Origin of the sequence: Aestuariibaculum sp. YM273, from assembly GCF_030908365.1 — a bacterium.
GTDB lineage: Bacteria > Bacteroidota > Bacteroidia > Flavobacteriales > Flavobacteriaceae > Aestuariibaculum > Aestuariibaculum marinum.
This window is the reverse complement of record NZ_CP133090.1, coordinates 3,299,817-3,312,702: the sequence shown is the minus strand read 5'-3', so window position 1 is coordinate 3,312,702 and position 12,886 is coordinate 3,299,817. Positions and strand designations below refer to the sequence as shown.

Genomic DNA, 12,886 nt, shown 5'->3' with positions numbered 1-12,886 from the left:
TTGATAATGTATTGGGATTTTTTAGTAGTAAGACTTTTGAAAACTTTTGTTTATGAAGAATGATATGATTAGGGTAACCTTTACTGGTTTTATGCTTTGCTGTTTTATAATTTTTAATAATTATTTAAGTGCTCAAAACTTCAATAGAATAGAAACGGTTGCTGGTCTGCAAGGTTTAGAAGAAAATAATGCTGTTGCTATAGCTGATTATAATAAAGATGGGTTTTTAGATGTCTTTGTTGTTGCTGCTGGAAAGGATGAAGATGGAGTTGAAAAAAGTCGAAGTAGATTATACAAAAATAATAACGATGGTACTTTTACAGATGTTACCGTTGTTTCTGGTTTATTAAAGGAATTTTATCCAATTACTCAAGCTGGAGAAGCTCCTGAAGAAGCTTTAAAAGGCGTTAAATTCGGTGCGTTTTGGGGTGATTACGATAATGATGGATATCCAGATTTATTTTTAACCACAATGTTTAAGGTGTTTCTATTTCATAATAGAGGAAACGGCTCTTTCGATGATGTAACATTGCAAGCAGGTTTTCCTGAAAGTTCTACATGCGTTTATACAGATGCCACCTGGTTTGATTATAATAAAGACGGTTTACTTGATTTATATATATCCGATTGGGCGGGGTGTAATGGTAATAGTTTTTATGTTAATAATGGGGATGGTACCTTTGTAAATAAAATGGAACTATTTCCAGATACAGATAATAAGTACTCCTTTATGAGTATACCTTTCGATGTAAATAATGATGGATGGCAGGATTTATATGTAGCTAACGATGTTCCTGGTCAAGTAAATGATTTATTTATTAACCAAAAAGGACAAGGTTTTACAGAAGAAACAGAAGCTTATGGTCTTCATTTTAATCAGAATGCCATGGGGATTGCTTTAGGAGATTATAATCTTGATGGTTTTTTCGATTTGTATGTGACAAATATTGAGAAAAATGTTTTGTTTGAAAATAATGGCCAGAATACTTATTACAATGAAACTTCAATAGAACAAGGTGTAAAGTATACAGAATGGGCGTGGGATGCTGTTTTTGCAGATTTCGATTTAGATAGTGATGAGGATTTATTTGTAGTTAATGGGTTTGATTATCTTAAAACAAATGCGCAGAAAAATATTTATTTTCAAAATCTTCATGCCAATGGGCAGTCTAAATTCATTAATAAATCTGAAGATTCCCAATTGGGTGATTTAACAATAAGCGTGAGTGCGGGCGTTTTTGATTTCGATAACGATGGCGATTTAGATATTCTGGTAACCAATAGCGACAGGCCATCTTATTTTTACGAAAACAACACAACAAATTTTACATACAACACACCAAATTTACATTGGTTAAAAATAGGTTTACAAGGAACAAATTCTAACCGAGATGCGATTGGAACTAAAATTCAGGTTAAAACAGATAAAGGAATATTGGTAAGATATTTTACAGGTAAAGGATTTTTGTCACAAAATAAAGTACCTGTACATTTGGGGTTAGCAAATGCAACAAAAATCGAGGAACTAAAAATTACCTGGCCTAAAGGTTTAGTTGAAATTTATAATAATTTACCGCTCGATAAGACTATCAATTTTAAGGAAGGTGATTTTTATCAAGTTTCCGATTTAGAGCCGAGTAAGAAGATATATGGCTGCACCGACCCTAATTCATGTAATTATAATCCGGAAGCAACTATTAGTTCGGGGACATGTGTTTATTTAAAAACGTCGTCCTTAATTTACGGAAACAGTAATGTGTTAGTTTCAAGTATAGAACAATATTCGTATCCTCAACAAGAAGGTAATACCGTTGCTTGGAGTATTTCAGGAGGAACTATTTTAGAAGGTGAAAATGCCAATACCGTTAAAGTGGAATGGGGCACAGGGGGAGAAGGAGTTATAAGTGTGATTGAAACCAATGCCTATTGCTCCAGTCAGCCTGTTAGTTTAAAAGTAGTACTTAGAAATGAATCAGATCCGTTGCCGGAAGAAGAACAATCCATCGCACGTTTATGGAATGAAACGTTGCTATCACTAATACGAAAAGACTATGCACGTCCTACGGTTCATGCGCGAAATCTGTTTCATACCAGTGTGGTGCTGTATGATGCCTGGGCAGTATATGATGATAAAGCGTCGCCCTATTTACTAGGAAATACGCTTCATGGGTTTAATAGTGATTTTGAAGGCTTTACAACGACAGACAATGTAATCGAAGCCAGAAAGAAAACCATTAGTTATGCGGCGTATAGGTTGCTGAGTGAACGTTTTGCACATGCGCCAAATCCAACCTTGTCACAAAGCATTTTAGATGAAGTGATGGCTGGACTGGGTTACGATATATCCATTACCGATGAAGATTACACCACAGGTAACCCGATTGCTTTAGGAAATTACATAGCCAGCCAGATGATAGTCTATGGGTTACAGGATGGCTCTAATGAAATCAACCAGTATGCCAACCAGTATTACCAGCCGGTTAATGCACCGTTAAGCTTAACCTATCCTGAAGGTGTGGCAGATATTAATCCAGATCGCTGGCAACCACTAAGCTTTAATAATTTTATCGATCAGAGTGGCAATGTTATTGGTGGTGTAACCCCAGGTTTTTTAAGTCCGGAGTGGGGAAGTGTACAGCCGTTTTCCATGGAAGAAGAAGATAAAACCACGTATACCAGAGATGGACATGACTATCAGGTGTATTACGATCCGGGAGCCCCACCAATGAGTACGTCAGAAGATTACAAATGGTGTTTTTCACTAGTCTCTAAATGGAGTTCACACTTAGACCCTCACGATGGAGTACTGTGGGATGTCTCCCCAAAATCTATAGGTAATATAACGGAGGATCACTTTCCACTCGAGTATGCCGATTACAAGAACTTTTATAAAGAATTGGAAGGAGGCGATATAGGCGTTGGTCGCTCGAGAAACCCGGTAACGCAATTACCTTATCAGGAACAAATCGTTCCGAGAGGAGACTACACGCGTGTACTGGCCGAATTCTGGGCTGACGGACCAGACTCAGAAACACCACCGGGACATTGGTTTACGATTTTAAATTACGTAAACGACCATGAGATGTTTACCAAACAATTTGAAGGTGAAGGCAATATATTAAGCGATTTAGAGTGGGATGTAAAAGCGTATTTTTTAATGGGAGGCGCTATGCACGATGCTGCCATTGCTGCCTGGGGCGTTAAAGGCTGGTACGATTATATCCGCCCTATTTCGGCCATTCGTTATATGTGTGAGATCGGACAATGCACAGATACCAGTCAATCCAATTACAATCCAGATGGGATTCATTTACAGGACGGACTCATTGAAATCGTAAAAGAAGGGGATCCGCTGGCAGGAACCAATAACGAACACGTTGGCAAAATAAAACTCTACGCCTGGAAGGGGCATGACTTTATAGAAGACCCAAAGGTAGATGAAGCCGGCGTGGGATGGATTTTGGCTGAAACGTGGTGGCCTTACCAACGCCCAACATTTGTAACCCCACCATTTGCAGGCTTTGTTTCGGGACATTCAACGTATTCCAGAGCGGCAGCCGAGGTGATGACCCTACTCACCGGTGATGAATACTTCCCAGGAGGTATGGGTGAGTTTTTAGCCAGGAAGAATGAATTTTTAGTCTTTGAAGAAGGCCCTTCGGTAGATGTAACACTGCAATGGGCCACCTACAGAGATGCATCCGATCAATGTAGTTTATCACGTATCTGGGGTGGTATTCACCCACCAGCCGATGATATTCCGGGGCGATTTATGGGAATTAAAATCGGTCAGAAAGCCTTTAGTTATGGTAAGCAGTATTTTGAAGGATCAGAACCATCAATAGATGAGCTAACCACCGAACTAAAAGTTTATCCCAACCCTATAAGCACATCATCAAACAGCATAAAGGTATCTAATACACAAGCCTCTGATGTATTTCAATTGTTTGATATTAACGGTCGATTTTTACAAAATTTGAGTAACACCTTTAATGAAGCTACCAAAGTATCAGAACTTCACTTTACAAACACCCTGTCAACAGGAGTGTATGTGTTGAAAATAAATAACTTATCGCGGAAAATTGTGGTGTTGAGCAGGTAAAACGGTTTTATATAAAAAATGCATCCAAAATTTGGATGCATTTTTTTATGGTTTACTCTGTGTATTTTAAAATGTTGGTTCTTTCTAAGTCTTTACTTTTCTCAATGGGTTCAATCAGAAAACTATAGTTATAGTGTTTTGCAGGTAGCCTAAATTGTTTATGAGGCAAAGCTTTTCTTGACCAGCTATCGTCGCCACCAACTCCCATTTGCTTATGGTCTATGTTAACAGTAATAAAATCCCGAGGTTTTAAATCGTAAGGATGCAAAGCCTCATCAATATCTTCGGTGGTATATGGCCATGTACTTATATTTAGATTACCTGAAATGGCGGTCACTTTTAAACCTACGCTATTCTTATTGGTTAAAGAAAACCATCTCACATCGCTTTTATTCCCGCTTTCCTGAGGTCTGATATAAGCGTAATAATCATTTAAAACAGACTCATGGTATACATTTATATCAGCAGCTAGTTTTCTATCCCAATACGTTTCGTAAGGGCCTTTTCCTAACCAGGTTAAATCATCAAATTCTGAATTTATTTGTAATTGTAATCCAATTTTAGGTAACATAGTTAGGTTTTCATCTGCATTAAAATCAACTTTAACAAGTATTCGTCTGTCATCAAAAATGGCATAATTAATAGTCATGTTTGCTTTAGACTGAATAAATTCGAATTGACTTGAAACTAAAACTGTATTGTTTTCTTTGTTAATAGTGAAAGATTTTAGAGTTCTGTTGTTTGAAGCTTCTTTCCATTCAGCTAAGGTTTTAGGAGTATTACCACCAAGTCGATCGTTGTCTGTTATTGGACGCCAGAAATTAGGTGTTAACCCCGATATAATCAGGTTTTTACCATTTACATTATGACTATTTATTAACCCTGTGTTTGCATCAAAACCAATTTCAAAATCTTCACCTTTTATGGTGTTATTTTCAACTGTAATGGATTTAATTTTATATTTTTCCGATTGAAATGGCTTATAATTATCCAGTTTTATTTGTTCCCAGGCCACTTCATGACCCTTTTCTGCCCAGTTCTTGTTTTCCTTTAAAACAAAGGCTATTCTTAGAAAATATTCAGCACCTGCTTTCGGTTTAAACGATTTAAGCGGTATTTGAAGTCGAGTAGTTGTTTCCGGGTTTAACGAAATCGGTTTTATAGCACCATTTTGAATGGTTTTTCCATCTTCCTGTAGTTGCCAGATGATATCATATTCCGACAGATTGGTAACACTGTGGCGATTCAGAATTTGAATCGATTTATCTTCTTTATTATAATCTGAAATTTCTATTGGTTGAAACACTTTTTTGCATTCCCAAAGTGCTGGTTTCGGGTTTATGTTAGGGTCTACAATACCGTTAATGCAAAAGTTTGAAGAGTTTGGGAGGTTGGCATCTCCCATATCGCCGCCGTAGGCAAAATAAGGTACACCATCTTTGTTTTTTTGTAAAAGCCCCTGGTCTACCCAATCCCAGATAAAACCTCCAATCATGTTTTTGTGTGTTCGGATAGCGTCCCAAAACTCAAATAAATTACCTGTAGAATTTCCCATTGAATGCGCATATTCACACCATAAAATAGGTCTGGTTTCTTCTTTGTAATTGGCCACTTTCACCATATAATCTATGGAATTATACATTCGGCTTACCATGTCTACATAATCTGGATCTTTTAAAATATCACCGTTTTTTGTTTGTCCGTTGGTTTGTGCGCCTTCATAGTGAATGTATCTTGTTTCGTCGTAATTTTTAATCCATTTCGCCATGGTAGCGTGATTAAAACCAGAACCCGATTCGTTACCCAAAGACCAGAAAATAATAGAAGGGTGATTTTTGTCTCGTTCTACCATTCTAACCGCACGCTGCAAAAAGGCACTTGCCCAGTCGCTATCATTACTCAGCCTTCCACCAATACCATGCGTTTCCAAGTTAGCTTCGTCAATAAGATAAATACCATATTCGTCACATAGTTCGTACCATTTTTCATTGTTCGGGTAATGCGATGTTCTAACGGCATTGAAATTAAAACGTTTCATAGTTAGAATATCTTTAAGCATCGTAGAGTCGCTAACTACTTTTCCATTAACGGGGTCATGGTCGTGCCTGTTAACACCGTAAAGTAGGGTTGATTTCCCATTAATAAGTAGTTCCCCATCTTTAAATTCAATTTCTCTGAAACCAATTTTAACAGAACGCGTTTCAATAATATGATCCTTTGCATCTTTTAAATAAAATACAAGTGTGTATAAATTTGGTGTTTCGGCGGTCCACTTTTTTGGATTTTCTATGAAAGATTCCATCAGGGCAAAATCGTTTTCTCCACGCTGCGGATAGTTTTCATATAATATTTTACCAGCTTTTATAGACGCGGAATCTTTAAGGATATTAATATTTTTTTCATCGAAAAGTTTGTATTCCAATGTATATCCTTTTATAGATTCGTTATTAAATACTTTAAGTTTTGGTCTTACCTTTAAAAGGGCATTGGTATAAGTTGAATCTAAATCGGTTTGAACAAAAAAGTCGTATAACTGCACTTTAGGTGCCGCCGAAAGGTAAACATCGCGATGAATACCACTTAATCGCCAGTGATCTTGATCTTCTAGATAGGCGCCGTCACTCCACCTGAAAACTTTAAGAGTCATCTGGTTTTCACCTTCTTTAAGAAAAGGTGTAATATTGAAATGGGTTGGTAACATGCTGTCTTCGCTATAGCCCACTAGTTTGCCGTTTAAGTATAAATAATACGCCGAACTTACCCCTGAAAAGGTGAGTGTGATTTGCATATCATCCCATGTTTTAGGAATTTCGAATGTCGTTCGGTAGATACCAGTTGGGTTATCGTTTTTAGGAGTAAGAGGAGGGTTGATAGGAGTGAAAGTGTAACCAGCACTGGTGTAAAGCGCCGTACCATACCCTTGAAGTTCCCAATTGGCTGGCACAGGAATAGTAGTCCAATTGGAATCATTAAAATTTAATGCTTGGAAGTTTTCAGGAACACCTTCAGGAGTTTGACTCCAATGGAATTTCCAATCGCCGTTAAGTAATTTAAAGCGTCCTGAATCTTCTTTTATATTTTCAAGTGCCGATAGTTCATCGGGAAACGAAAATGAGGTCGCTCTTGAAGGCATTCGGTTTATGCCTGAAACCTGAGGATCTTCCCAAGGTTTTATATTGCTATTAATTTGAGCAAATGTAAATGTTGAAAATAAGCTTGCAACCAGAGTTACTTTTATAAAATGCTTCATGTTTTATTTTTCCATGGTTTTTACCAATTCAACATTTAAATAATACATGTATTCAATTCGCCATGGACTGAATAAAAACTGATTGGTATGTTTAATGTCTACACTTTGCCATTCCAACGACGGTATAATTTTAATATACTGGTTTTGTTCTTTAAGTACTAATGGCAGATTAAAGCCTTCTATACAGTTGGTATATCGGTAATGAATTTTGCTGTTTTTACCATCGACATACAATTGTAATTTTGGAATTTGTGTGGTTGTTAAGTATTGTTTAAAAACGTGAGTATAGTCATAACCCCCTTTATCTGAGATGTATTTTTGAATTTCCGAGCCATCAACTGTTTTATTGTGGAAAGCCATGTTTAACCCTGTGAGGATGTTTTTAAATAGTTTATCGTTATCGATACTGTGTCGAATGGTATGCAGCATATTGCCTCCTTTGACATACATATCGCCACTTCCCTGAGCATTAACGCCATAAGCAGGAATAATAGGTTTATCATTCTGAATGCCTTTTCTTAATCCGAAATTATAATCGTTTGCAGCCTCCTTTCCGTATATATAATCTAAAAACAGGGTTTCACTGTAATTGGTGAAACTTTCATGAATATACATGTCGGCCAAATCGTTACTTGTAATGTTGTTGCCAAACCATTCATGACCGCTTTCGTGAATAATTATAAAATCCCAGGTAAGACCTAAACCTGTTCCGGAACCATCCCGACCGCGATAGCCTCCAGCATAATGATTTCCGTAAGATACATTAGACTGATGTTCCATACCGGTGTGTTCCGTTTCTACCAGTTTATAACCATCTTCATAAAATGGATAAGGGCCAAACCAGTATTCAAAAGCATCAAGCATATTATGAACTTCGGTTGGCATATAGTTTTTAGCCTTTTCAATATTATAATCTAAAATCCAATAATCTAAATCGAGAGAACCTCTTATACCCGTGTATTGTTCAGAAAACTTTTTGTAATGTCCTATATATGGAATAATACAATAGTTGCTAATTGGGTTATTTACGTTCCATTTATAGGATATGGTTCCATCATTATGTTTTGTTTCATCTACTAATCTTCCGTTTGCTACTGCCATAAGGTCTTTGGGAACACGCATAGTTAAAGAAGCTCCAAAGTCAGGTTCATCACTTTGATGATCTTTATTAGGATACCATATTGACGCCCCTAAGCCCTGACAGGTAACTGTCATCCACGGACGGCCTTTTTCATCTTTAGTAAACGTCCAGCCGCCATCCCAAGGCGCCCGAATGGCCTCATGAGGTTTTCCGCTGAAATAGATTTTAACCTTGTGTTCAGAATTTAATTCCTGTTTTGGTGTTTCAACATGGTAAACAAACCCTTCTCGATTAAATTTTAAAGCTTTCGAATTATCCAAAATTATACTGTCAATTTCTAAAGGTTTTTGAAGATCGATTTGCATCGTATTTACATGTTGGTCCTGAATAACTTTATAGGTAATAACATTATAGCCAGAGGTATACTTTTTATTAAAATCCGGCTTAACTGAAATATCATAACGCAGCACGTCCCACCAAGCACGTTCTGGAGTAATGCTTCCTCTAAGCGTGTCGGCACGAGTAAATTTTATATCTGACTCTTGAGCTTGTATTTGAATAGTAAATAGAATAAAACCTATGGCACTAAAAATGATTTTTTTCATAAATAAATTGGTGTTTAAAAGCAATGGATTGATATAGATAATCAAATTTGTAGAAATTAATTCTATTTTCAAAGTTAAGAAGGTTGTAAGGGTAATATAGTATTGCAGTTGGTTAATTTATACTGTGAAATATAAAAATTTGTAATGTGGTGTTTATGAATTAATCTTTAAGTTCAATTTCAGCTATAATTTACTGTAAGTGAAAATTTCATTTTAAATTTTTCATGTAATCAAAATAATATTTTGTTAGTTTTTATGGTTTTGCTTCTAATTAAAAACAGAAGTTAATTGGTATTTCAGGTCTTCCTGCCACCCCGACAAAAAAGCCTGATGAATTTCATCAGGCTTTTTTATTTCTTTGTGATTTAATCTATTTAAATCAAAGTTTAGCAGGTATTACCAAAAATGGAACGTTTAAGTGAAATCCTATTTGGTTTATAGTAGATTTGAAGAAGACATTTGTAAAAAACGAGTGTTTGTTATTTATCATTACTAATAAATTTATTCTTGTTGTTAGTTGGAAATTGGAGATGCCTTCTTCAACAGTTTGCTTATCTACTTCATGAATTAAATAGGTGGCATCTTTAAAATAGTTTTTTAAGGTTTCTTTGTTTGCTTTTTGATAGCCTGCAAGGCCATATCCGTCTAAAACATGAAGAATGTTAACACGAGTATGTTCGAGTGAAATTAAGTCGAAAATGGGTATAAAATGTCGATCTTCAAATTTTACACCATAATCTGTCGGGAATAGTACTTCATGAAGCTCTTCAAATTCAAATCCACTTGGTACAGCAAGAACCGGACATTTTACATGTTTTAAGACATGCACAGTGTTAGAACCAAATAAAATACCTTCAGCCCCTGTGGCTCCTTTTGTCCCCATAATAACATAATCTATATGCTTTTCACTTATAATGTCATTAATTTCAGAAATCAGGGTATTAAAAGCAGCAATAATTTCAATAGTATGTTTTGGGTTTTTAAACTCTTTTTTTACACGTTCTTTAAAATGCTCAAGACCTTTAACTGAATTGTCTCTAACAGCATCATACATACCAAATTGGGCTGGTTGTACCAAAACATACTCCACATGATAAATGGCAGGAGTGTATATATTTAGTAAATAGAAGGTGCACGTTTCGTCTTCAAAAAGTTTCAAGGCGTACTTTATAGCATTCCAGGAATTCTCGGAAAAATCGGTGGGAAGAAGTATTGTTTTCATGACTTTGGTATTATTTTGTTTAGTTATTGCTTGTCAGGTCTTCTTCGTATAGATATTCAGAATGTTTTTATAATAGATGATTTCATTTGCATTTAATAGCGTTTAATATTTTGCAATGCTAAAAATGGAATGTCCAGGTTTAAACCGAATTCATCTATGGTTGACTGATATATCATATCTTCCAAAAACGAGTGTCTTGTGTTTACCATTACTAACATATCTATGTTATTTTCTTTTATGTATTGATATATAGAATTAATGATGTGTTTACTATTTACCAGTTTAAAGTTCAAAGTGTTTTTATGTAATTCTTCTTTTATAAATTTTTGATTGTCTTTTTGTCTTAAGGATAGCTTATCACTTGTAGAAATATATAATACATCTACTATAGCGCGATAGGTTGAGGCCATTTCACAGAATAATTTTAACTCTCTTCTTTTATACGGTATTAAGTAGTTGGTAGGGAATAGTATGTGTTTTGGTTGTGTGTATTTATAGTTTTCGGGAATCGCCATAACCGGGCATTGCACATATTTTATAACCTGCAAGGTGTGACTTCCGAAAGTTATTTTTTTATCATTGGTTTTGCCTTTAGTTCCCATAATAATGATATCAATGTTTTTACCATCAACTATGGTGTCCATTTCGTCAATGAGTAAATTTTTAGCTGAAATGATATTATAAGTATGTTTTGGGTTTGGAGAAATGGCTTTTATAGCTTCTAAAGTGTTTTTTAAGGATGTTTTAGAGGCGTTGCTTACCGTTTCAGAAACTTTTTCTAAATCGTTTTCTTCAACAAGATCTTCATGATTGTAAATTTCATCGAGGTAAGCATGCATAATATAAAATTCACTAATCTCATATTTAAACAAGTCGATTGCGAATTTTATAGCATTAAATGCATTTTCTGAAAAATCGGTTGGAACTAATATCTTTCTCATCACTTTAGTATTTAAATTAAAGATACTTTAAGTAAGGTTTTGATACAATGATATTTATCAGATGATTGTATAAAAAAAGGGAATGCGTTTAAAAAAAATCATTCCCTTTTTTCATCGCAAATTTACAAGTAAGCGAACTGATTAATAGCCTATTTGAAGTTAAAAGAAACAGGATGTTAAAACGTCCTGTTTCTTTTAATAGTTTAATGCTAAGCCTTGATTTGGCTTTCAACAATATGTTTTAGATTTTATAACTGAAAAGCATTAAACGGTTTGTTAGTTTAGTTTATCATTAAGTAAATGATCGTTAATTGGTATCGAATATATTTTAACTTTTCTTGTTTTAAAATGATATATATCAGTTTGGTTTATTATATCGGGACAATATTGTAAGCCATATTTAAAAGAAACAACCCGATTAAGAAGAGCAGCGTGTAAATTAGTTGAACAAGCTTAATATTTATAAGTTCTAAGGCTGAGACGGTTTGTTTTGGAAATATGAAAAGAGACAACCCGATAAAAATAGAAAACCACCCCATAAGCGTGATGATTAATGTCCATTCTGGTTCCCAAATATTATGAAATAGGGTGTTTAATAGTCCGACGAGAATTGCTATAAACGACGAGGTAATAAGAAATTTTATATCTTTAAGATCAGAGAAAATTTGTTTAATCCGTTTGGGATTGAAACTTAATATCAGGAAAAAGATGATAAGATACCATCCCCAGAATTTTGCTAATAAAATTGAAGTTTCCATAAGGTTACGGTATTTCGTGTAATACTAAAAACGGTATTTTTAAATGATAGCTTAATTCTTCAATTTGAGAATGAAATAAGATTTGCTGAAAATAGTTTAGATTTTTGGCAACCATACAAATAATATTAATATCTCTGCTATCTATAAAGCATTGTACGGCATCTTCCAATTTTCTGTTAGTTAGGTAATGAAAACTAGATTCAATATTGCTAAAATAATCTTGTAATAATTCGCGGTTCTTTAGCTGTTCAGAATTTAAACTGGTTTTGTTTTTACTTATGTGTAATACACGTAGCGATGCTTTGTTGTGTTCTAAAATATCTAGTAGAGGTTGAAGGATTTGAAAATTATAGGTCAGGGAAAAATCAGAAGGAAAGGCAATTTCTTTAATATTGGTTAAGGTCGCTTTTTCAGGGACTGTTAGTGTATTACATTTTACTTTTTTTATAACATCTCCGGTATTACTTCCCATTATAATTTTTCTTAAACCATCAGAGCCTTTGGTACCCATAACTATAAGGTCTATGTGTTTTTCTTCAACATGTTTTCTAATAGAGTCTATAAAAAAATTATATTCAAAAAGGGTATGGAATTTATGATTAATATTAGGAGCAAGTTCGGTTGCGATACGTTTTAAAATACTACGCAATTTGTGTTTGCTGGGCTTTACGTAAACATCTTCCAAAACTTCATCGGAAACGATATAAGGAGAGCCGTTCATGTAATTGTCGCTCACGCGATTAATGTGCAGTAGATAAAAATGACAGGTATCATCTTCAAAAAACTTAACCGCATATTTTATAGCATTCCATGAGTTTTCAGAAAAATCCGTTGGTAGCAGTATATTCTTCATTGTACAAACGTCTTAGTATGCCTAAATTACAATGAAGATGTTATTGCTAAAATGATATTCATCATTTTAACAGA

Annotated in this window: 7 protein-coding genes; 1 reads left to right on the top strand and 6 read right to left on the bottom strand. The window is 34.9% G+C overall.

Going from position 1 to position 12,886, the window contains the following annotated elements; translation table 11 throughout:
- Positions 1-52: 52 nt before the first annotated feature.
- Positions 53-4,102, top strand: a complete 4,050-nt coding sequence (locus RBH94_RS14235; protein ID WP_307881507.1) for an FG-GAP-like repeat-containing protein — start codon at positions 53-55, stop codon at positions 4,100-4,102.
- Between the two features lie 52 nt (positions 4,103-4,154).
- Here the strand turns inward: RBH94_RS14235 and RBH94_RS14230 are convergent, their stop codons facing one another.
- From RBH94_RS14230 to RBH94_RS14205, 6 genes are all read right to left on the bottom strand, one after another.
- Complete coding sequence (locus RBH94_RS14230) at positions 4,155-7,352, bottom strand: glycoside hydrolase family 2 TIM barrel-domain containing protein (RefSeq protein WP_307881506.1); 3,198 nt, start codon at positions 7,350-7,352, stop codon at positions 4,155-4,157.
- 3 nt (positions 7,353-7,355) lie between these two features.
- The gene (locus RBH94_RS14225) at positions 7,356-9,038 is read right to left on the bottom strand and encodes a M1 family metallopeptidase (protein WP_307881505.1); all 1,683 of its coding nucleotides are present in this window, start codon (positions 9,036-9,038) and stop codon (positions 7,356-7,358) included.
- Positions 9,039-9,417: 379 nt separating this feature from the next.
- Positions 9,418-10,260, bottom strand: coding sequence for a universal stress protein (locus tag RBH94_RS14220; protein WP_307881504.1), 843 nt, complete (start codon positions 10,258-10,260; stop codon positions 9,418-9,420).
- 92 nt (positions 10,261-10,352) lie between these two features.
- Positions 10,353-11,201 (bottom strand): universal stress protein, encoded by an 849-nt coding sequence (locus RBH94_RS14215; protein WP_307881503.1) that lies wholly within the window; start codon positions 11,199-11,201, stop codon positions 10,353-10,355.
- Between the two features lie 371 nt (positions 11,202-11,572).
- Positions 11,573-11,959 carry a hypothetical protein gene (locus RBH94_RS14210; protein ID WP_307881502.1) on the bottom strand — a complete coding sequence of 129 codons (387 nt, stop codon included), beginning with the start codon at positions 11,957-11,959 and terminating at the stop codon, positions 11,573-11,575.
- Positions 11,960-11,963: 4 nt separating this feature from the next.
- Positions 11,964-12,812, bottom strand: coding sequence for a universal stress protein (locus tag RBH94_RS14205; RefSeq protein ID WP_307881501.1), 849 nt, complete (start codon positions 12,810-12,812; stop codon positions 11,964-11,966).
- Between the last annotated feature and the right edge of the window lie 74 nt (positions 12,813-12,886).

Excerpts from the sequence above, each read along its gene's own strand:
- RBH94_RS14210 (WP_307881502.1), bottom strand. The coding sequence starts at position 11,959 with ATGGAAACTTCAATTTTATTAGCAAAATTCTGGGGATGGTATCTTATC.
- RBH94_RS14230 (WP_307881506.1), bottom strand. The coding sequence starts at position 7,352 with ATGAAGCATTTTATAAAAGTAACTCTGGTTGCAAGCTTATTTTCAACA.
- RBH94_RS14225 (WP_307881505.1), bottom strand. The coding sequence starts at position 9,038 with ATGAAAAAAATCATTTTTAGTGCCATAGGTTTTATTCTATTTACTATT.
- RBH94_RS14235 (WP_307881507.1), top strand. The coding sequence starts at position 53 with ATGAAGAATGATATGATTAGGGTAACCTTTACTGGTTTTATGCTTTGC.
- RBH94_RS14205 (WP_307881501.1), bottom strand. The coding sequence starts at position 12,812 with ATGAAGAATATACTGCTACCAACGGATTTTTCTGAAAACTCATGGAAT.
- RBH94_RS14220 (WP_307881504.1), bottom strand. The coding sequence starts at position 10,260 with ATGAAAACAATACTTCTTCCCACCGATTTTTCCGAGAATTCCTGGAAT.
- RBH94_RS14215 (WP_307881503.1), bottom strand. The coding sequence starts at position 11,201 with ATGAGAAAGATATTAGTTCCAACCGATTTTTCAGAAAATGCATTTAAT.